Genomic DNA, 19,433 nt, shown 5'->3' with positions numbered 1-19,433 from the left:
GAAGGGTATTGCCATGATTTCACTCGCCGATCTCCAGCGCCGCATCGAAGCGGGCGAGCTTTCGCCCGAGCGCGCCATCGCCCAGTCGCATGCGGCGATCGAGGCCAAGGAGAAGGACGTCCATGCCTTCGTCCGCCACGACATCTCGGCGAAGGCGCAGGCCTCCGGTCCGCTGCGCGGCATCGCCGTCGGGATCAAGGACATCATCGATACCGCTGATATGCCGACCGAGATGGGCTCGGAGATCTATCGTGGCTGGCAGCCGCGCGCCGATGCGCCTGTCGTGATGATGTTGAAGCGGGCGGGCGCCACCATCATCGGCAAGACCACGACCACGGCGTTCGCATCGCGCGATCCGACGCCGACGCTCAATCCGCACAATCCCGGTCATACGCCTGGAGGTTCGTCGTCGGGCTCGGCGGCCGCCGTCGGCGCCGGCATGATCCCGCTGGCGCTGGGCACGCAGACCGGCGGCTCCGTGATCCGGCCTGCCGCTTATTGCGGCGCCGCCGCGATCAAGCCGTCGTTCCGGATGCTGCCGACGGTCGGCGTGAAATGCTATTCGTGGGCGCTCGACACGGTCGGCCTGTTCGGATCGCGCGCGGAAGATCTCGCGCGCGGACTTTTGGCGATGACCGGCCGCACCGAGTTCTCCGGCATTGTGCCGGCGAAAGCGCCGCGCATCGGCGTGGTCAGGCAGGAGTTTGCCGAGGCTGTTGAGCCGGCGGCGGAGGAGGGCTTGCAGGCCGCGATCAAGGCGGCCGAGAAGGCCGGGGCCAGCGTGCAGATCATCGATCTGCCCGAAGCGGTCAAGGAAGCCTGGCGCATCCATCCCATCATCCAGGATTTTGAGGCGCATCGCGCGCTCGCCTGGGAGTTTGACCAGCATCACGACGAGATCGCGCCGATGCTGCGCGCCAGCCTCGATGAGACCGTCGGGCTGACGCCGAAGGAATATGATGACGCGCGCCGCATCGCTCGCCGCGGCCGCCGCGAGCTCGGTGAGCTGTTCGAGGATTTCGACGTGCTGCTGACTTATTCCGCGCCCGGCACCGCGCCGGCCAAGGAGCTCGCCTCGACCGGCTCGCCCCGCTACAACCGGCTGTGGACGCTGATGGGCAATCCTTGCGTCAACGTGCCGGTGATGAAGGTCGGCGGCCTGCCTGTTGGCGTGCAGGTGATCGCGCGCTTCGGCAACGATCCCGGCGCGCTGGCAGCGGCGTGGTTTTTGGAGAATGCGCTGGCGAAATCAGGCTAGCGCGGGTTCGGCGGCGGGCAACGCGCGCTGGGTCGCGGCGCCAGTTGCGCCAAGCCAACGCTCGGCGGCCTCGCGGCCGCTTCGGTGCAGCAGGCGGATGAAGCCGCGGCCGAGATCGGTCGACGAGCGCTGCGCAAGTCCGTCAACAGAGTCTTCGGCCGCGATCTTGCAGAGCCGCAGCGCTGGCGCTGCGTGCGCCTGCGCCCATTCGATCGCTGCGATCTCGGCCTTGAGCGCGGCATTGGCCGCGATCTGGTCGAGACGGCGATCGATCGCGGCGAGCGTGATCGGTACATAGCTGTCGCGCGTCGGCGTGACCTGGACCAGGAGCAGATCGGCAGTCGTCGATTGCTGCGCAAGTTTCAGCAGCGGCGGATTGCCGCCGAAGCCGCCATCCCAATAGGCCTCGCCATCGATCTCGACGGCGCAATGAACGAGGGGCGGACAGGTCGAGGCGAGCGCGACATCCGCGGTGATGGCGTCGTTGGCGAAAATCTGCTGCTGGCCGTCGCGGATCCGGGTCGCCGCGATCAGCAGCTTCGGGCATTTCGCATCGCGCAAGGCGGCAAAATTGATGTCGCGCGAGAGCGCCTGGCGCAGCGGGTCGAGATCGAACGGATCGAACTGGCCGGAGCGCAGCGTCGGTCCGAAGGCGACCGAGCTTCCTGCCGGCGAGAAGCCGCCGACCAGCATCAGCGAGCGGAACGAGGCCTCGTGCATCAACCGGGTCCAGAACCGGTTCAGCCGGTTGCGCGCACCTTCGCGGCCGCCCTCGGCAAGGCCGCAGGCGAGGAGCAGCGCGTTGATGGCGCCGGCGCTGGCGCCGCTGATGGTGTCGAATTCGATGGATGGCTCTTCCAGGAGTCGCTCCAGCACGCCCCAGGTGAAGGCGGCAAAGGTGCCGCCGCCCTGCAGCGCCAGCGAGAGTTTCCGCGGAGGCCATTGCTGGGGGCGAGTCCGCGCAACGGGCGCGGCTGTCGTCACGACCGGCGCGGGCGCTTGCACGATGGTAGCGGGCGGTGGCGCCGGCGGAACGGGAGCGGGTTTTGGCGCGGGAGGCGGTGTAGGCGCGTCAGACCAGATATTGGTCGTTAGCAGCAGGCGGCTCGCCGCAGTGCTCTGCGAGCTACCGTCCTCATGCATGCCGTCAATCTTCTCGCTCATTCTGAGCAACCGCGTAACGCCATATCCACTGTCAGGATGACAGGCATGGAACCTGACCGCCACTAGCTCCCGCGTGTAGCGTGAGAGTTTCGAACAGGATTTGGCATATAATGCGGAAGAGGCGAGGCGGTATCCGTAGTTTTTCCGATCTTGGATTCGAAAGCGCTGTTTAGGCCTTCTCGCCGATGCGGCCTTCTTTTCCTGATTGCAGCCGCTTGATGTTCTCGCGGTGCATGTAGAACAGCAGCAGCGTCAGCACGACTGACAGCGAGGCCAGGGCGAGGTGGCCGAACCACCACAGAAACAGCGGTGTGATGAAGGCCGCCACCAGCGCCGAGAGCGAGGAGTAGCGGGTGGTGAAGGCTGTCGCGAGCCAGATCAGGCAGAATACCAGCGCCGCCGGCCAGAACAGGCCGAGCAGGATGCCGATATAGACGGCGACGCCCTTACCGCCCTTGAACTTGAGCCAGACCGGGAAGAGGTGGCCGAGAAAGGCGCCGAGACCTGCCAGCATCGCGGCATTGGGGCCGGCGATATAGCCTGAGATCACCACCGCCGCGGTGCCCTTGAGCGCGTCGAGCAGCAGGGTCGCCGCGGCGAGGCCCTTGCGGCCGGTGCGCAGCACATTGGTGGCGCCGATATTGCCGGAGCCGATCGAGCGCAGATCCTGCGTGCCGGCAAGCCTGGTCAGGATCAGCCCGAACGGAATCGAGCCGAGGAGGTAGCCGATGATGAAGGCCACCGGCAGGAATGCATCAAGCCCCATGGCGGCCTCTCCATGGCTGACATAACCAGCGCCCATTAGACATGCTCGTAAACCGTTCGTCCGCCGACGATGGTCCTGACCGCGCGGCCTGTAAAGCGGGCTTCGTCGAACGGGGTGTTCTTGCAGGGCGATTTCAGGTCGGCGGGATCGACCACCCAGGGGACATCGGGGTCGATCACCACGACATCGGCCGGGCTGCCCACGCGCAGGGTTCCGCCCGGAAGGCCAAGCAGTTCGGCCGGTCGCGTCGACATCGCCCGGATCAGCGTCTTGAGGTCGAGCTCCTCATTGTGGACCAGCCGCAGGCCCGCCGGCAGCATGGTCTCGAGCCCGATGGCGCCGGGAGCGGCTTCCGCGAACGGCAGGCGCTTGACCTCGACGTCCTGCGGATTGTGGTCGGACATGATGACGTCGACGAGGCCGGAGGCCACCGCCTCCACCAGGGCGCGGCGGTCGTCCTCCGTGCGCAGCGGCGGCGACAGTTTCAGGAAGGAGCGGTAGGGGCCGATGTCGTTCTCGTTCAGCGCAAGATGATTGATCGAGACCGAGGCGCTGACGGCAAGGCCGGCGTCGCGGGCGCGCTTCAGGATCTCGAGCGAGTCGATGCAGGACAGCGAGGCCGCGTGATAGCGGCCGCCGGTCAGCGCAACGAGGCGCATGTCGCGTTCGAGGATGACGGCCTCGGCGGCCTTCGGGATGCCCATCAGGCCGAGGCGCGAGGCGAACTCGCCTTCGTTCATCACGCCTTCGCCGACCAGGTCCGGGTCTTCGGTGTGATGCACGATCAGCGCGTCGAAATCGCGGGCGTAGGTCAGCGCGCGCCGCATCACCTGCGAATTGGTGACGCTGCGGTCGCCATCGCTGAAGGCGATGGCGCCGGCGGCCTTGAGCAGGCCGAACTCGGTCATCTCCTCGCCGCGCATGCCCTTGGTCAGCGCCGCCATCGGCTGGATGTTGACGATGGCGGTGTCGCGGGCGCGGCGCATCACGAAGTCGACGGTCGCGGAATTGTCGATGACGGGCGATGTATCCGGCTGGCAGATGATGGTGGTGATGCCGCCGGTCGCGGCCGCCTGGCTGGCGCTCGCAAAGGTCTCGCGATGGCTGAAACCGGGCTCGCCGACAAAGGCGCGCATGTCGATCAGGCCCGGCGCCACGATCTTGCCGGAGCAGTTGATGACGTCGGTCCCCTCGGGGACGCCGGCCGCCCCAATGCCGCGGCGGGTCTCGCGGATGATGCCGTCGGCAATCAGGACGTCGCCGGGGCCGTCGAAATCCCTGGAGGGATCGACGACGCGGGCGTTGGCGAGCAGGATCGGGCGGCGGTCGATCAGCATGGGCATCACGCGTTCGGCAGGTTACGGGCGAGTGCTTCCAGCACCGCCATGCGCACGGCAACCCCCATCTCCACCTGTTCGCGGATCAGGGATTGCGCGCCGTCGGCAACCGCGGTGTCGATCTCGACGCCGCGGTTCATGGGACCGGGATGCATCACCAGAGCATCGGGCTTGGCGTAGGCGAGCTTCTTCTGGTCGAGCCCGAAATAATGGAAATATTCCGATGTCGACGGCACGAAGGAGCCGTTCATGCGCTCGCGCTGCAGCCGCAGCATCATCACAATATCGGCGCCGTTGAGGCCCTCGCGCATGTCGCGCGCGACCTCGACGCCCATCCGCTCGATACCGGGCGGCAGCAGCGTGGAGGGGCCGACGACGCGGACACGGGCGCCCATGGTGTTGAGCAGGATGATATTGGAACGCGCCACGCGCGAATGCAGCACGTCGCCGCAGATCGCGACCACGAGGCCCTCGATCCGGCCCTTATTGCGGCGGATGGTGAGCGCATCGAGCAGCGCCTGGGTCGGGTGTTCATGCGCACCGTCGCCGGCATTGATCACGGAACCGTCGACCTTGCGCGCCAACAGTTCCACCGCGCCGGAGGCGTGATGGCGCACCACCAGGATGTCGGGGTGCATGGCGTTGAGCGTCATCGCGGTGTCGACCAGCGTCTCGCCCTTCTTGATGGACGAGGAGGACACCGACATGTTCATGACGTCGGCACCTAAGCGCTTGCCCGCGAGCTCGAACGAGGATTGGGTCCGGGTCGAGGCTTCAAAGAAGAGGTTCACCTGCGTCCGTCCACGCAGGACGGTGCGCTTCTTGTCAACCTGGCGGTTGAGCTCGACATATTCTTCCGACAGGTCGAGGAGGCCGGTAATGTCGGCCGCGGAAAGGCCCTCGATGCCCAGCAAATGCCGGTGGCCGAGGACGAAGGTCGATTTCGATGTCATTAAAGCGAGAGCTATAGGCGCGGATGCCTGATGGAGCAAGGGCCAATGCCGGGGCGGGGAGTTATCCCCTGATCAGTCGATTTGGCTGCTGTGGCGTGCCCTGTCTCCAAGGTCTCCGTCATGCCCGGGCTTGTCCCGGGCATTCACGATCTTCTATCGCATTTGACGCAAAAAGAACGTGGATGGCCGGGATAAACCCGGCCATGACGATCGGGAGACATCACGTGAAAGCAATAGTTGCTGCGGTCGCGGCAATCACGTTTGTCACATCCGCCCACGCCCAGTCGCTCCCCGGCGGCTTCGTCTATCTGCGGGATATCGATCCCAGCATCATCCAGGACATCCGCTACGCCACGCCGAACAATTTCGTCGGCCGTCCGCTCGCCGGCTATGGTGCCGGCGAATGCGTGGTGAAGCGCGAAGTCGGCCTGCGGCTGAAAGCGGTCCAGCAGGAACTTGCGACGCAGAATTTGTCGCTGAAAATGTTCGACTGCTACCGGCCGGCGCGGGCCTCGCTCGACATGGTGAGATGGTCGCAGAACGGCCGCGAGACCGCGGCCGATCGGCGTTACAATCCGAAGATTCCCAAGACCGAGCTGTTCCGCCTCGGCTATATCGCGAGCCGCTCGCAGCATTCCACGGGCGCCGCGCTCGATCTCACGCTGGTCGATCTCAAGGCCGACAATTCCGCCAGGATCGATCCGTCAAGGTCCTACGCTGATTGCACGGCGCCGGTCGCGGCGCGGCTGCCGGAAGGCAGCGTCGACATGGGCACCGGTTATGACTGCACCGATGAGAAAGGGCATACCGCAGCACCGTCGATCACGCCGGATCAGCGCGCCTGGCGCAGGCGGCTGGTGGCTGCGATGGCGAGGCAAGGCTTTGTGAACTATTCGAAGGAGTGGTGGCATTTTTCCCTGCCGGGGGCGGGCGGAGCGGCCTATGATTTCCCGATCCAGCCGCGGCGGACCTGATTCCGGCCCGAGACACGCCATGACCCAGCCTGTATTCGCGACCCACGAGGTCTTCAACCAGTCGCCGCCATTCGAGGACGTGAATCTGTTCACGGTCGATCAGCCGCTGGTCGAGTCCGTGAAGGCCAATGGCGGCGCCGCCGCGGAACGGGAGCTGTCCGAATTCGGCAGGCATTGGGGCTCGGCGGCGATGGCCGATCGCGGCCGCGTCGCGAACGAGAACACGCCCAAGCTCCGCACCTTCGATGCCAAGGGCAACCGTCGCGACCAGGTCGAGTTTCATCCTGGATATCACGAACTGATGGCGCACAGCGCGCATGCCGGCGTGCACAATTCGACCTGGACCGCGGACGGCAGGCCTGCGGGCGACGCGGCCGAAGTCATTCGCGCCGCGAAATTCTACATGGCCGCGCAGGTCGAGACCGGGCATCTCTGCCCGATCACGATGACGCGCGCCTCGGTCGCCGCGCTGGCGATGCAGCCGGATCTGCTCGGCAAGGTGATGCCGGTGCTGTCGACGAGAAGCTATGATCCGAGCTTTGCGCCGTGGTGGGACAAGCGCGGCATGACGCTCGGCATGGGCATGACCGAGAAGCAGGGCGGCACCGACGTGCGCGCCAACATGACGCGCGCGGTGCGCGACGGCAGCGCCTATCGCATCACCGGCCACAAATGGTTCATGTCGGCGCCGATGTGCGATGCGTTCCTGGTGCTGGCGCAGGCCGAGCAGGGGCTGACCTGCTTCTTCATGCCGCGCTTCGCGCCGGACGGATCGGTCAACGCAATCCAGTTCCAGCGGCTCAAGGACAAGCTCGGCAACCGTTCGAACGCATCGTCCGAGGTCGAGTTCGTCGGCGCCTATGCCGAACGCGTCGGCGAAGAGGGCAAGGGCATCCGCACCATCATCCAGATGGTGCAGCTGACGCGGCAGGATTGCGCGATCGCCTCAAGCGGCCTGATGCGCTCGGGGCTCGCGCATGCGCTGCATCACGCCCGTCACCGCAGCGTGTTCCAAAAGCATCTCGCCGATCAGCCCTTGATGCAGGCCGTGCTGTCGGACATGGCGCTGCATGTGGAGGCGAGCACGGCGCTGGTGATGCGGCTCTGCCGCGCCTTCGATCGCACGCCGCATGATGCTGCGGAGGCCGCCTATATGCGGCTGCTGACGCCCGCGATCAAATACTGGACCTGCAAGAGCGCGCCGTCATTCCTTTACGAGGCGATGGAGTGCCTGGGCGGCAACGGCTATGTCGAGGACGGCATTTTGGCGCGCCACTACCGCGAAGCGCCGGTCAATGCGATCTGGGAAGGTTCTGGCAACGTGATGTGCCTCGACGTGCTCCGCGCGCTCTCGCGCGAGGGCGAGGCGGCGGTGGCGGTGCTGCAGGCTCTCGGGGCCGAGACGAAAGGCCTGCCCGGGGCAGGCGAGGCCGTCGCCTTCATCGGCAAAACCTTCCGCCGCACCGATAGTGAAGGCGTTGCGCGGCTCGCGGTCGAGAAATTGGCGCTGCTGGCCGCGGCAGCCGCGCTCAACGGCGTGTCACCTCGTAACGCCGAACTGTTCGCCGCAACGCGCCTCGCGGACAATCACGCCAGCATGTACGGCGCAGTCGAGCTCGACAGCGGCGACGTGCGTATGCTGCTGGGGCGTGCGCTGCCGTGAGTAGCACTTACTCTCACGACTCGTCATGCCCGGGCTTGTCCCGGGCATCCACGTTTTTAGTCCGGCGCCCGAAGACGTGGATGGCCGGGACAAGCCCGGCCATGACGGCGTCTCGATAACCTGTAGCCTTAACGAAAGTCTCGCTGATGGACTCCCTCAATCCCGACCATCCGCCGCTGACCGAGACGCCGGCGCAGCCGCGCGTCTGGAAATTCTGGGGCACGGCATTGTGGGGTTTCATGCTCCTTGTCGCGATGTTCGTCGGACAGATCGGCGCGGTTGTGTTGCTCGTGGTGAGTCGCGGTCTGTCGCTCGACCTCGCATCGATGCAGCTCGTCGGCGCTGAGCCTCAGGCGCTCGCACTGTCGGTCATCACCGGGCTGCCCGCGACGCTTCTCGTGGCGTGGCTTGCCATTCGCATCAGGAAGGCATCTTTTGTCGATTATCTCGCACTGCATTGGCCGTCATGGCGGCAAATCCTGCTGGGTGCGGTCGGTCTCGTCCTGATCGTGCTCGCATGGGAGATTGTCTCGCGTTCGCTGGGCCGCGAGGCGACGCCTGGCTTCATGACCGATCTCCTCAAATCCGGTCGCGACAAGGGCGGCGCGGTGCTGCTTCTGTTCGCCTTCAGCGTAGCCGCGCCGATGTCGGAAGAGGTGCTTGCGCGCGGCTTCCTCTATCGCGGCTGGTCGGAGAGCTTTCTGCGTGTGCCCGGCGCGATCGTGCTGTCGTCACTGGTGTGGACGGTGGTGCACATCCAGTACGATCTCTACTTCCTTGCCGAGGTTTTCTCGATCGGCCTGTGGTTCGGCTATATGCGCTATCGCGCGGGCTCGCTGTGGCTCACCATCGTGCTGCACGGACTGAACAACATGACCGCGGTGGTGCTGACGACGTGGCTGGGGGGCTAGCTCAGCGCTCGCAATGACGGTGTCGAGAGAGATGCGCTCCACTAACGGCGTGTTCTACGCCACCAGCGCGATCGCGATCGGCATCGTGATTGCCGCCAGGATCGTCTGCAGCGTGATAATCTGCGCCAGCAATGGCGCATCGCCGCCCATCTGGCGAGCCAGCACATAGGCGCTCGGCGAGGTCGGCACCGCTGCGCAGATCGCGACGATCGCGAGGTTGGTGCCTGTCAGCCCGAACCAGGCGGCAAGCGCCAGCGCAAGCACCGGCATCAGCACCAGTTTGAACGCCACGCCGATCGTCGCCCCCAGGCTCGGACGGAGCAGGCCCTTGAGCTGGAGGCCGGCACCGGTGACGAGCAGGCCGATGGCGAGCGAGGAGCGGCCGAGCGCGTCGGCGACCTCGTGCCAGATCTTTGGCAGCGGCAAATGGACGACATTGATGACGATGCCGATGGCGCAGGCCCAGATCAGGGGATTGCGGATCACGGTCATGGCGATGGCACGCGCGGATTGCTTCTCGGGCGAGGCGTAATGCGCGAGCACGGCGACGCTGAACACGTTGACCAGCGGGATGATCGCGACCATCGCGACCGAGGCCAGCGCGAGCCCGACCTCGCCGTACAGATTGGCGGAGACGGACAGCGCCACATAGGTCTGCCAGCGCGTCGCGCCCTGGAAGATCGAGGTGAAGGCGGGACCGTTGATGTCGAGCCGCGACAGGGCCGGGCGCAGCGCGAGGCACAGCAGCGACATCGCCAGCGCCGAGAGCAGCAGCGCGCCGCCGACGCCGGCGACCGGAACTTTTGAGAGATCGGCCTTCACCAGCGTCTGGATCAGCAGCATCGGGAACAGCACGAAATAGGTCAGCCGCTCCAATCCGTGCCATTGCGTGTCGAGGCGCATCAGGCTGTGCCTGAGCACCACGCCGAGCACAATGAGGATGAAGACCGGCAGCAGGGCCGCGACCACGACGGCCATGAATCAGCCATTTCCCGATGCTGCGCGAAGATTGGCGAGCCGGTCGAGCGCGCCCTGGAGGATGAAGATGGCGGCGTGCTCGTCGATCACCTCGGCGCGCTTGGCGCGGCTGACATCCATGCCGATCAGCTCGCGCTCGACCGCGGCGGTCGACAGGCGCTCGTCCCAGAGGCCGATGGGCAGTGGGGTCAGATTGGCCAGATTGCGGGCAAACGCCCGTGTCGACTGTGCCCGCGGGCCCTCGCTGCCGTCCATGTTGATGGGCAGGCCGAGCACGAAGCCGACCACCTTGCGCTCGGTGGCGATGGCGAGGAGGCGGGCGGCATCCTGCTTGAACTGCTTGCGCTGGATGGTCTCGACGCCGGTCGCCAGCCGGCGGTCCGGATTGGACACGGCAACGCCGATGGTCTTGGTGCCGAGGTCAAGACCGACAAGTGCGCCGCGTTCGGGCCAGTGGGTTGCAGCATCGACGAGGGGCAGGATAAGAGCGGGCATGAACTAGCGCATATCATGCCGCGATGGTTTCGTCGTCCTGCTTCAGGCAGGCGGCAAACCCGACAAGCGCGCTGGTTTGATGGCCGGCACGGCGCTGGATGAACAGCGTCTCGACGCGCGCATGCGACGGGCCCAGCGCGTGCATGGTCACGCTGCCGGTCATGGCGCTCCGTTCGATCACCGCGCGCGGCAGCAGCGTGACGCCCATATCGGCGGCGACGCAGCCGATCATGCCGTCCAGCGTGCCGAGCTCGAAGCGCGCCGCCGAGGGCCAGCCGAACTCGACAAAGATCTGCTCGAGGCGCTGGCGGTAGGTGCAGCCGGTGCGGAACACGAGCGCGGTCGGGCCCGACTCGGTCGTAGCCGCGCGCAGCTCGGCGAGCGAGCCCCAGCGCCGTGCGCTGACCAGCACCAGCTCTTCGCGGAATGCGCTTGTCACGGTGAGGTCGTCATGCGCGATCGGGCCGGCGACGAAGGCGCCGTCAAGCGTGCCTTCGAGTACACCGGCAACGAGATCGGCAGTCGGCGATGTGCGCAAGGACAGGCGCACGGCGGGAAAGCGGCGGTGGAAATCGGCCAGCAACGGCGCCAGGCGCACCGCAGCCGTGGTCTCCATCGAGCCGATCGACAACGGTCCCTTCGGCTCGCCATCGTCGCGCGCCGCGAGCAGGGCTTCGCGCGACAGCGCGGCCATCCGCTGGGCGTAGGGAAGGAGGCGCTTGCCGGCGCCGGTCAGCGCCATGCCGCGGCTATGGCGTTCGAACAATGGCGTGCCGATCTCGGCCTCCAAGGCCTTGATGCGCTGGGTGACATTGGATTGCACCGTGTTGAGCTCTTCGGCGGCGCGGGTGATGCCGCCGGTGCGGGCGACTGCGGCAAAGGTCTTGATGTCGCTCAGTTCCATGGCGTCGTTCCGCTTTTGTGATGGCAGCGTTCGCAACAATTCATTTTTCGAGAATGCTAGACGCGCCTAGTCTCCGTGTCCAGATCGGGGAGAGGCCATGCCCATTGCGACGCCGCTGACGCGGCTGCTGGAGATCAAGCATCCCGTCCTGCTGGCTCCGATGGACGTCATCGCAGGTAGCCGTCTGGTGACGGCTGTTAGCTCCGCCGGCGGTTTCGGCATTCTCGGCGGCGGCTATGGCGAGAAGGCGTGGCTGGAGCAGGAGACTGCGGAGCTCGCCGAGTTGCGTGCGCCGTTCGGGATCGGCTTCATTACATGGAGCCTCGCCAAGCGGCCCGAGCTGCTCGACATCGCGCTCGCCGCAAAGCCGACCGCGATCATGTTGTCGTTCGGCGACCCCGTGCCGTTCGCGCCGCGGATCAGATCCGCCGGCGCGCGGCTGATCTGCCAGGTGCAGGACGAGACGATGGCGCGGCAGGCGCTCGATGCCGGCGCCGATATTGTGATCGCGCAGGGGACAGAGGCGGGCGGCCACGGCGCCTCACGCACCACCGTCGATCTCGTGCCCGCCATCGTCGACCTCGCAGCGGGCCGTGTGCCTGTGGTGGCGGCCGGCGGCATCGCCGACGGCCGCGGTCTCGCCGCCATGATGATGCTGGGCGCAAGTGGCGTGCTGCTCGGCACGCGCTTCTATGCGAGCCGTGAGGCCGACGGCGCCGAAGAGGCCAAGCGGCGCATCTGCGCGGCGAGCAGCGGCTCGACCGTGCGCGGCATCATCTTCGATCTCTCGCGCAACAATGTCTGGCCGGCGCCGTTCACGGGACGGTGTTTGGTCAATGACCACGCCCGCCGCTGGGTCGGCCGCGAGGTCGAGCTGATGCAGAATGTCGCCGCAGCTTCGGCAGAGTATGCGGCGGCGAAAGCCGCGGGCAATTTCGACGTCGCTGCCGTGATCGCGGGCGAGGCGGTCGGCCTGATCCATGATATTCCGCCGGCGGCCGAGATCGTCGAGCGGATTTCGTCCGAGGCCGAGCAGCTTTTGGCCGGCCGACGCAACTCGATCGCATCGTTCGCCTGAACCAAGAGAGACATGCCATGTGGCCTGACCGTCGACTGATCGATCTGTTCAAGACCGAATTCCCGATCGTGCTGGCGCCGATGGCCGGTGTGATGGATGCCGAGTTGGTGATCGCGGCCGCGCAAGGTGGCGCGCTCGGTTCGCTGCCTTGCGCGATGCTGTCGGCGGAGCAAGCGCGTGAGCAGGTTGGTCTCATTCGCCAGCGCGTCAAGGCGCCGGTGAACATGAACTTCTTCTGCCACAACCCGGTCGATCTCACGGGCGAGGCCGAAGCGCGGTGGAAGCAGCGGCTTGCGGGATATTACACCGAGCATGGTCTCGATCCGTCAGCGCCGATCAACGCGGCGAACCGCGCACCGTTCGATGACGCCTTCTGCAAAGTCGTCGAGGAGCTGAAGCCGGAGGTCGTCAGCTTTCATTTCGGCCTGCCGGAGCCGGCGCTGCTCAAGCGCGTGAAGTCGGCCGGCTGCCTCGTCATAGCTTCTGCCACGACGGTGAAGGAAGCGGTCTGGCTCGAACAGCGCGGCGTCGATGCCATCATTGCGCAGGGCGCCGAGGCCGGCGGCCATCGCGGCATGTTCCTGACGGACAAGATCGCCGAGCAGCCCGGCACGTTTGCGCTGGTGCCGCAGGTCGTCGATGCCGTGAAGGTGCCGGTGATCGCCTGTGGTGGCATCGCTGACGGGCGTGGCATCGCCGCGGCCTTCGCGCTCGGCGCCGCCGGCGTGCAGATCGGCAGCGCGTATCTGCGGTGCCCAGAATCCAAGGTCACGCCGGGAGGGCGCAAGGCGCTCGCCGAGGCGGGTGACGATTCCACCGTGATCACGAATGTCATGACCGGGCGTCCGGCGCGCGGGGTCCAGAATCGCCTGATGCGCGAAGCCGGGCCGATCTCACCCGACGCGCCGCCGTTTCCCCATGCGGCGACCGCGCTGGGGCCGTTGAAGGCGGCGGCCGAAAAGCAGGGCAGGGTGGATTTCACCAATCTCTGGGCCGGACAGGCGATTGCGCTCGGCCGTGAGGTCCCGGCAGCCGAATTGACCCGGGATCTCGCCAAATCGGCGTTCGCCCGCATGAAAGCGCTGGCTGGATAGGGGAAAGGCGCCGGTTGCGGCGCAAAACCGGCCTCTGCTATACGGCACATAGGTTTTGCCGTGAGAGGCCTTATATAATGTCCGTCGACGCCACCACCGTCCGCCGCATCGCGCATCTGGCGCGCATTGCGGTTTCCGAGGACGAGGTTCCGCATCTGCAAGGCGAGCTCAACGCCATGCTCGCCTTTGTCGAGCAGCTCTCGGAGGTCAATGTCGAGGGCGTGGAGCCGATGACCTCGGTCACCCCGATGCAGATGAAGAAGCGGCAGGACGTGGTCAATGACGGCGGGATCGCCGACGATATCGTTGCCAACGCGCCGGCGACCGAGGGGCACTTCTTTCTGGTGCCGAAGGTCGTCGAGTAACTTGCATAGCGTTTTCGAGCGAAGTGGATACCGGTTCGCGTAAAGAAAACGCGTCAAACTAAAGAGTCTTAGGACGTGCTCCGATGTGTCTGCTTTGCGACGATGAGAAGGCCTATCAGGCCTACATGAATTACCTCGACAAGATGGAACGGCAGGGCAAGGCTGCCGATCCCAATGTCGCCGTCAATGAAGTGCTCGACGAGCTCCAGGCCGCCGCGAATGCGGCCGCCAAAAAAGACGACCCGGCCAACGACAAGACCCTGTCTCCGTTCTTCTGCAGCCCGATCAATAAATGACCGATTTGACATCGCTGACGCTCGCCGAGGCCCGCAAGGGTCTCGCCGACAAGACGTTCACGTCGCTCGAGCTGACCGACGCGCATCTTTCCGCGATCGAGCAAGCGCGCCTGCTCAATGCCTATGTTCTGGAGACGCCGGACCAGGCGCGCGCGATGGCTCGCGAGGCGGATGCCAAGCTCGCCAAGGGCGAGGCGGGCCCGCTCGCCGGCATCCCGCTCGGCATCAAGGATCTGTTCGCGACCAAGGGCGTGCGCACCACGGCCTGCTCGAAAATCCTCGGCAATTTCGTGCCGACCTATGAGTCCACGGTGACCTCGCAGCTCTGGCGCGACGGCGCCGTGATGCTTGGCAAGCTCAACAATGACGAGTTCGCGATGGGCTCGGCCAACGAAACCTCGTGCTTCGGCCCCGTCGGCAATCCCTGGCGGCGCGAAGGCAGCAACACCACGCTGGTGCCGGGCGGCTCGTCCGGCGGCTCGGCCTCGGCGGTCGCCGCGCTACTCTGCATGGGCGCGACCGCGACCGACACCGGCGGCTCGATCCGCCAGCCGGCGGCGTTCACCGCCACCGTCGGCATCAAGCCGACTTATGGCCGCTGCTCGCGCTGGGGCATCGTCGCCTTTGCCTCCTCTCTCGACCAGGCGGGTCCGATCGCGCGCAGCGTGCGCGATGCCGCGATGCTGCTGCGCTCGATGGCCGGCCACGATCCGAAGGATACCACCTCGGCCGACATTGCCGTGCCGGACTACGAGGCGGCGATCGGCAAGTCCGTGAAGGGCATGAAGATCGGCATCCCCAAGGAATATCGCCTCGACGGCATGCCGGCCGAGATCGAGAAGCTATGGAGCGAGGGCGCCGCCTGGCTCAGGAGCGCCGGCGCCGAGCTGGTCGAGGTGTCGCTGCCGCACACGAAATACGCGCTGCCGGCCTATTACATCGTGGCGCCGGCGGAGGCCTCGTCCAACCTCGCGCGCTATGACGGCGTCCGCTATGGCCTGCGCGAGTCGGCTAAGAATATCATCGAGCTCTATGAGAACACCCGCGCCAGCGGCTTTGGCGCGGAGGTGCGCCGCCGCGTCATGATCGGCACCTATGTGCTTTCGGCCGGTTATTACGACGCCTATTATTTGCGGGCCCAGAAGGTGCGCACGTTGATCAAGAAGGATTTTGAGGATTGCTTCGCCAAGGGCGTGGACGCGATCCTCACCCCGGCGACGCCGTCGGCGGCCTTCGGCATTGGCGAGAAGGGCGGTGCCGATCCGGTCGAGATGTATCTCAACGACATCTTCACGGTGACCGTGAACATGGCGGGCCTGCCTGGTATCGCCGTGCCATCAGGCAAGGACGCACAGGGCCTGCCGCTCGGGCTTCAGCTGATCGGCCGCCCTTTCGAGGAGGAGACGCTGTTCTCGCTCGGCGAAGTGATCGAGCAGGCTGCCGGCCGCTTCACACCCGCGAGGTGGTGGTGAATGTCGCTGATTTCATCGCGAGCCTCGACGGCGCGGCACCCGCGCCTGAGCTGAACGCGCCGCTTAGGGGTCTCTGGTGGGCTGCGAAGGGCGACTGGGACCAGGCGCACAAGATCGTTCAGGACGATAACAGCCGCGACGCCGCCTGGGTGCACGCTTATCTGCACCGCGTCGAAGGTGACCTTGGTAACGCCGGCTACTGGTATCGCCAGGCGGGCCAGGTCACGGCAAAGGATTCATTGGAAGCAGAGTGGCAGCGGATCGCTGCCGCGCTGCTCGGGAGCAAGACATGAGCACGGCCACGCACAAGCTTCTCAAAGGCGCCACCGGTGACTGGGAGGTTGTCATCGGCATGGAGATCCATGCCCAGGTGACGTCGAACTCGAAGCTGTTCTCGGGTGCCTCGACCGCGTTCGGTGGCGAGCCGAACACGCAGGTGTCGCTGGTCGACGCGGCGATGCCGGGCATGCTCCCCGTCATCAACGAGGAATGCGTCAGGCAGGCTGTCCGGACCGGTCTTGGGCTGAATGCGACAATCAATCTTCGCTCGGTGTTCGACCGCAAGAACTATTTCTATCCCGATCTGCCGCAGGGCTATCAGATCAGCCAGTACAAGTCGCCGATCGTCGGCGAGGGCGAGGTGCTGCTCGAGCTCGAGGGCGGCAGGACCGCCACCGTCGGCATCGAGCGGCTGCATCTGGAGCAGGACCCGGCAAAGATGCTGCACGACAAATTGCCGTCGCAGTCCCTGATCGATCTCAATCGCTGCGGTGTGGCGCTGATGGAAATTGTCTCCAAGCCCGACATCCGCGATGCCGAGCAGGCCAAGGCCTATGTGACCAAGCTGCGTTCGATCCTGCGCTATCTCGGCACCTGCGATGGCGACATGGAGAAGGGGTCTCTGCGTGCCGACGTCAACGTCTCCGTGCGCAAGCCCGGCGGGCCGCTCGGCACCCGCTGCGAGATCAAGAACCTGAACTCGATCAACTTCATCGGCCAGGCGATCGAGTACGAGGCGCGGCGCCAGATCGAGATCATCGAGGATGGCGGCAAGATCGACCAGGAGACGCGCCTGTTCGACGCCAGCAAGGGCGAGACGCGCTCGCTGCGCTCCAAGGAGGAGGCGCATGACTACCGCTATTTCCCCGATCCGGATCTGCTGCCGCTCGAGTTCTCGCAAAGCTTCGTCGACGAGCTGAAAGCAAAGCTGCCGGAGCTGCCGGACCAGAAGAAGGCGCGCTTTGTCGCAGACTTCGGCCTGTCGGCCTATGATGCGAGCGTGCTGGTCGCCGAACGCGAGAGCGCGGTGTTCTATGAGTCCGTGCTGGACAAGCTCGCCAACCGCACCCGCGACGGCAAGATGGCGGCGAACTGGGTGATCAACGAGCTGTTCGGCCGTCTCAACAAGGAAGGCCGGGATATTACGGACTCTCCTGTTAACGCCGAGCAGCTCGCCGCCATCATCGACCTGATCGGCGAGGGCACGATCTCGGGCAAGATCGCCAAGGATCTGTTCGAGATCGTCTGGCAGGAGGGCGGCGACCCGCGCGCGCTGGTCGAAAGCCGCGGCATGAAGCAGGTGACGGATCTTTCGGCGATCGAAAAGGTTGTCGACGACATCATCGCAGCCAATCCCGACAAGGCCGCGCAGGTGAAGGATAAGCCGCAGTCGCTCGGCTGGTTCGTCGGCCAGGTGATGAAGTCTTCAGGCGGCAAGGCCAACCCGCAGGCGGTCAACGAGCTGCTCAAGTCCAAGCTCGGCATCTAGCGTCGCGCGTTCGGGCGAGGTGACGACACGCTTCGTCACCTCGCATCAGCCTCGCGATGCGACGCACGCAAGCGTCGTCGATAGCGTTATCATCCCATCCGAGCGTGACGCGGCGAGGCGAATCGCAGCTCGCGCGATTCGCTCAAAACGGCGACTTGCACACGCTCAGACGAGCGCTTCCGCCGTTAAGCATGAAAATAATTTCGTTGCCAAAAATCGCGACTCAGAGTCCGCGACTCCGCCTCGCGAGGCGACCGCTCGCATAGTCGCGCGCTTCATCGCATCGATCGCGCGCGATGCGCGCGTGCAGAATCATACTTGCTGCATAGTGTTTTCATGCAATCGCATTGCACGACCGCGTCGGTACAGCGCGACGCATTTGCGATCGCGAACGCGTGTCTCCCCTGACCGGCAAATCAAGCGCGGCTGGCCCACGCGCGCGGCGTCGTCAACACTTCCTTAAGTGAGAAGATGTTTTTTTCGTCGTGTTGGTGTATTCGGGGTGAGTGCATTCGATCCCCGAATGCGCACAGCGATTAAAGCCATCTCACACATCGGAGGGCAACATGGCCAAGAAAGCGAAGAAGGCGAAGAAGGCGAAGAGCGCAGTGAAGAAGACTGCGAAGAAGACCCGCAAGGTCGCGAAGAAGAAGAAGTAACTTCGACTTCTGAAGTTGCCGGCTCCTGGTAGCCGGCACGTCATCAGCGCCTCCTAGAGGTTCTGGTCGACGAAAGAGGGTGTCGGCGAGACATCAGGTCAACGGTCGGATCGTTCGACTTTACGGTCCGGCAGAAGAAACAGAGTTTTCTTCGTTCGGTGCGGTCTCCCTCAAAAGGGCTCCGCAATTCCACAAGCGGCCTTCGGGCTCATTTGGAATCTGGTCCTGACGTGTTCGCCGACGCCCTCGTTCCCTGAGGCCGGGGTATTGCCGGCAATCCCTTTCCCCACATTGTTGATCTGACCGCGAGGCGTGCGCGCGCGGCCGTGGCCACTCTGCCCTGGATTTATCTGAGGCAAGCAAGAGCCGCGGCACGATTGCACGCTGTTCTCGCGGCGCTTCCCCATTCTCGGTGTCATCGCCGGCTCCAACCGGGCGATCCAGTACGCCGAGGCGACAGCGGTTGAAGCGATGGGCCGCGGCGTACCGGATTCCCCGCCTGCGCAGGGACGACGGGGCGGACGCGGTCCGCCACCGTGCGCGATGGTTATCGATGTCCGAAAACCGCAGGGTAAATCTATTCTGACGAATCGCAGAAATGCCTGCGAATCAGGGACTTCTTCAAGTTCCCGCAGGCGAGGGGCGGCCTCGCGTTTACGTCTGCTTCATCGCGATACTTAAACTGCCATTCAAATTTGCCCGCCATCATCGCCTTCAACAAGCCGGCAAACGGCATCGGGCGAGAAGCCCTGGGGATGAGTTGAACAGCGCGCGATCCGGAAGGGATCACGCACATCAGAGTTGGACGGGAGCCGCCCTCGGGGATTCGAGGGGGTCAAAAGAAAAAGGGGATGCGTTATGTTTCAGGGGACTTTCGATCTCGATACGGCGACGCCGATCGATGCAAGCGCGCTGTCGGACGTTCTGTTCGAGCGCGGGATCTACTGGGCGAGCGGTCGCGCCGGCCTGGTCGACCTCGTTGCCGCGCACAAATGGTTCAACCTCGCCGCCCTGAAGGGCCGCAAGGACGCCATCGCGCTGCGTCAGGAAGTGGCCAGCCAGATGTCGGATGCCGAGATCTCGGCTGCGCAGCGCGAGGCGAGGGCCTGGGTGTCCGCGCATTGAGCCATCTCCGTTTCATTGGAACGGGGACAGCGCCGTGGACCGTGCTCCACCCGTGGAGCGCCAGCCTGACGGGCGAGAGATCTGCCGCCGGCTTTCAGCGGTGCTATCGGGTCATTTATGAGCGGCCCGAGACATAGGTGACAAAATGTACCGGACACATGGGTTACACTTTC

Annotated in this window: 19 protein-coding genes; 12 read left to right on the top strand and 7 right to left on the bottom strand. The window is 65.2% G+C overall.

What is annotated here, in order from left to right; genetic code table 11:
- Positions 1-13: 13 nt before the first annotated feature.
- Positions 14-1,258, top strand: coding sequence for an amidase (locus tag HYH07_RS26045; protein ID WP_220005181.1), 1,245 nt, complete (start codon positions 14-16; stop codon positions 1,256-1,258).
- Here the strand turns inward: HYH07_RS26045 and HYH07_RS26040 are convergent.
- The 4 genes from HYH07_RS26040 to HYH07_RS26025 all read right to left on the bottom strand — a co-directional run bounded on the left by HYH07_RS26040 (position 1,250) and on the right by HYH07_RS26025 (position 5,478).
- Positions 1,250-2,422, bottom strand: a complete 1,173-nt coding sequence (locus HYH07_RS26040; RefSeq protein WP_220005180.1) for a patatin-like phospholipase family protein — start codon at positions 2,420-2,422, stop codon at positions 1,250-1,252. The two genes, HYH07_RS26045 and HYH07_RS26040, sit on opposite strands and share 9 nt — an antisense overlap.
- A gap of 169 nt (positions 2,423-2,591) precedes the next feature.
- Entirely contained in the window at positions 2,592-3,188 is a 597-nt protein-coding gene (gene plsY, locus HYH07_RS26035) for a glycerol-3-phosphate 1-O-acyltransferase PlsY (RefSeq protein ID WP_057756533.1), read from the bottom strand.
- Between the two features lie 35 nt (positions 3,189-3,223).
- Positions 3,224-4,525 carry a dihydroorotase gene (locus tag HYH07_RS26030; RefSeq protein ID WP_220005270.1) on the bottom strand — a complete coding sequence of 434 codons (1,302 nt, stop codon included), beginning with the start codon at positions 4,523-4,525 and terminating at the stop codon, positions 3,224-3,226.
- Between the two features lie 5 nt (positions 4,526-4,530).
- The gene (locus HYH07_RS26025; RefSeq protein WP_143845774.1) at positions 4,531-5,478 is read right to left on the bottom strand and encodes an aspartate carbamoyltransferase catalytic subunit; all 948 of its coding nucleotides are present in this window, start codon (positions 5,476-5,478) and stop codon (positions 4,531-4,533) included.
- Positions 5,479-5,681: 203 nt separating this feature from the next.
- Between HYH07_RS26025 and HYH07_RS26020 the strand changes: the two genes are divergently transcribed.
- The 3 genes from HYH07_RS26020 (at position 5,682) to HYH07_RS26010 (ending at position 9,026) form a co-directional block, all read left to right on the top strand.
- Complete coding sequence (locus tag HYH07_RS26020; protein ID WP_220005179.1) at positions 5,682-6,452, top strand: M15 family metallopeptidase; 771 nt, start codon at positions 5,682-5,684, stop codon at positions 6,450-6,452.
- 19 nt (positions 6,453-6,471) lie between these two features.
- A complete protein-coding gene (locus tag HYH07_RS26015) occupies positions 6,472-8,115 on the top strand; it encodes an acyl-CoA dehydrogenase family protein (protein WP_220005178.1) in 1,644 nt (547 codons plus the stop codon).
- 146 nt (positions 8,116-8,261) lie between these two features.
- Positions 8,262-9,026, top strand: coding sequence for a CPBP family intramembrane glutamic endopeptidase (locus HYH07_RS26010; RefSeq protein ID WP_220005177.1), 765 nt, complete (start codon positions 8,262-8,264; stop codon positions 9,024-9,026).
- Positions 9,027-9,080: 54 nt separating this feature from the next.
- Here HYH07_RS26010 and HYH07_RS26005 read toward each other — a convergent pair whose 3' ends face one another.
- From HYH07_RS26005 to HYH07_RS25995, 3 genes are read right to left on the bottom strand one after another with little or no spacing between them, the layout of a single operon-like run.
- Entirely contained in the window at positions 9,081-10,004 is a 924-nt protein-coding gene (locus HYH07_RS26005) for an AEC family transporter (protein WP_220005176.1), read from the bottom strand.
- Positions 10,005-10,007: 3 nt separating this feature from the next.
- Positions 10,008-10,499, bottom strand: a complete 492-nt coding sequence (gene ruvX, locus HYH07_RS26000; RefSeq protein ID WP_220005175.1) for a Holliday junction resolvase RuvX — start codon at positions 10,497-10,499, stop codon at positions 10,008-10,010.
- A gap of 13 nt (positions 10,500-10,512) precedes the next feature.
- Positions 10,513-11,403 (bottom strand): LysR family transcriptional regulator, encoded by an 891-nt coding sequence (locus HYH07_RS25995; protein WP_220005174.1) that lies wholly within the window; start codon positions 11,401-11,403, stop codon positions 10,513-10,515.
- A gap of 97 nt (positions 11,404-11,500) precedes the next feature.
- On the opposite strand from HYH07_RS25995, the gene HYH07_RS25990 reads away from it, so the two are divergent.
- From HYH07_RS25990 to HYH07_RS25955, 8 genes are all read left to right on the top strand, one after another.
- Positions 11,501-12,481: a nitronate monooxygenase family protein gene (locus HYH07_RS25990; RefSeq protein WP_220005173.1), complete on the top strand. Its 981-nt coding sequence runs from the start codon at positions 11,501-11,503 to the stop codon at positions 12,479-12,481.
- Positions 12,482-12,498: 17 nt separating this feature from the next.
- Positions 12,499-13,575: a nitronate monooxygenase family protein gene (locus HYH07_RS25985; protein WP_220005172.1), complete on the top strand. Its 1,077-nt coding sequence runs from the start codon at positions 12,499-12,501 to the stop codon at positions 13,573-13,575.
- Positions 13,576-13,652: 77 nt separating this feature from the next.
- On the top strand, positions 13,653-13,940 hold the full coding sequence (gene gatC / locus HYH07_RS25980; protein ID WP_220005171.1) for an Asp-tRNA(Asn)/Glu-tRNA(Gln) amidotransferase subunit GatC: 288 nt from the start codon (positions 13,653-13,655) through the stop codon (positions 13,938-13,940).
- Between the two features lie 83 nt (positions 13,941-14,023).
- Positions 14,024-14,236 (top strand): hypothetical protein, encoded by a 213-nt coding sequence (locus HYH07_RS25975; RefSeq protein WP_057756502.1) that lies wholly within the window; start codon positions 14,024-14,026, stop codon positions 14,234-14,236.
- Positions 14,233-15,708 carry an Asp-tRNA(Asn)/Glu-tRNA(Gln) amidotransferase subunit GatA gene (gatA, locus tag HYH07_RS25970; RefSeq protein ID WP_220005170.1) on the top strand — a complete coding sequence of 492 codons (1,476 nt, stop codon included), beginning with the start codon at positions 14,233-14,235 and terminating at the stop codon, positions 15,706-15,708. Before HYH07_RS25975 ends, gatA begins: the two co-directional genes overlap by 4 nt.
- Positions 15,699-16,001, top strand: coding sequence for a hypothetical protein (locus HYH07_RS25965; protein ID WP_220005169.1), 303 nt, complete (start codon positions 15,699-15,701; stop codon positions 15,999-16,001). Before gatA ends, HYH07_RS25965 begins: the two co-directional genes overlap by 10 nt.
- The gene (gene gatB, locus HYH07_RS25960) at positions 15,998-17,476 is read left to right on the top strand and encodes an Asp-tRNA(Asn)/Glu-tRNA(Gln) amidotransferase subunit GatB (protein ID WP_220005168.1); all 1,479 of its coding nucleotides are present in this window, start codon (positions 15,998-16,000) and stop codon (positions 17,474-17,476) included. Before HYH07_RS25965 ends, gatB begins: the two co-directional genes overlap by 4 nt.
- 1,517 nt (positions 17,477-18,993) lie before the next feature.
- Complete coding sequence (locus HYH07_RS25955) at positions 18,994-19,260, top strand: hypothetical protein (protein ID WP_057756490.1); 267 nt, start codon at positions 18,994-18,996, stop codon at positions 19,258-19,260.
- The last annotated feature ends 173 nt before the right edge of the window (positions 19,261-19,433 follow it).

Source organism: Bradyrhizobium sp. BR 10261, from assembly GCF_019455395.1.
Lineage (GTDB): Bacteria > Pseudomonadota > Alphaproteobacteria > Rhizobiales > Xanthobacteraceae > Bradyrhizobium > Bradyrhizobium manausense.
Note: the sequence above shows the minus strand (reverse complement) of the source record. Positions and strands in the feature narration are given on the sequence as shown.

Coding starts and splice junctions, on each gene's coding strand:
- HYH07_RS26045 (WP_220005181.1), top strand. CDS start 14: ATGATTTCACTCGCCGATCTCCAGCGCCGCATCGAAGCGGGCGAGCTT.
- HYH07_RS26040 (WP_220005180.1), bottom strand. CDS start 2,422: ATGAGCGAGAAGATTGACGGCATGCATGAGGACGGTAGCTCGCAGAGC.
- plsY (WP_057756533.1), bottom strand. CDS start 3,188: ATGGGGCTTGATGCATTCCTGCCGGTGGCCTTCATCATCGGCTACCTC.
- HYH07_RS26030 (WP_220005270.1), bottom strand. CDS start 4,525: ATGCTGATCGACCGCCGCCCGATCCTGCTCGCCAACGCCCGCGTCGTC.
- HYH07_RS26025 (WP_143845774.1), bottom strand. CDS start 5,478: ATGACATCGAAATCGACCTTCGTCCTCGGCCACCGGCATTTGCTGGGC.
- HYH07_RS26020 (WP_220005179.1), top strand. CDS start 5,682: ATGACGATCGGGAGACATCACGTGAAAGCAATAGTTGCTGCGGTCGCG.
- HYH07_RS26015 (WP_220005178.1), top strand. CDS start 6,472: ATGACCCAGCCTGTATTCGCGACCCACGAGGTCTTCAACCAGTCGCCG.
- HYH07_RS26010 (WP_220005177.1), top strand. CDS start 8,262: ATGGACTCCCTCAATCCCGACCATCCGCCGCTGACCGAGACGCCGGCG.
- HYH07_RS26005 (WP_220005176.1), bottom strand. CDS start 10,004: ATGGCCGTCGTGGTCGCGGCCCTGCTGCCGGTCTTCATCCTCATTGTG.
- ruvX (WP_220005175.1), bottom strand. CDS start 10,499: ATGCCCGCTCTTATCCTGCCCCTCGTCGATGCTGCAACCCACTGGCCC.
- HYH07_RS25995 (WP_220005174.1), bottom strand. CDS start 11,403: ATGGAACTGAGCGACATCAAGACCTTTGCCGCAGTCGCCCGCACCGGC.
- HYH07_RS25990 (WP_220005173.1), top strand. CDS start 11,501: ATGCCCATTGCGACGCCGCTGACGCGGCTGCTGGAGATCAAGCATCCC.
- HYH07_RS25985 (WP_220005172.1), top strand. CDS start 12,499: ATGTGGCCTGACCGTCGACTGATCGATCTGTTCAAGACCGAATTCCCG.
- gatC (WP_220005171.1), top strand. CDS start 13,653: ATGTCCGTCGACGCCACCACCGTCCGCCGCATCGCGCATCTGGCGCGC.
- HYH07_RS25975 (WP_057756502.1), top strand. CDS start 14,024: ATGTGTCTGCTTTGCGACGATGAGAAGGCCTATCAGGCCTACATGAAT.
- gatA (WP_220005170.1), top strand. CDS start 14,233: ATGACCGATTTGACATCGCTGACGCTCGCCGAGGCCCGCAAGGGTCTC.
- gatB (WP_220005168.1), top strand. CDS start 15,998: ATGAGCACGGCCACGCACAAGCTTCTCAAAGGCGCCACCGGTGACTGG.
- HYH07_RS25955 (WP_057756490.1), top strand. CDS start 18,994: ATGTTTCAGGGGACTTTCGATCTCGATACGGCGACGCCGATCGATGCA.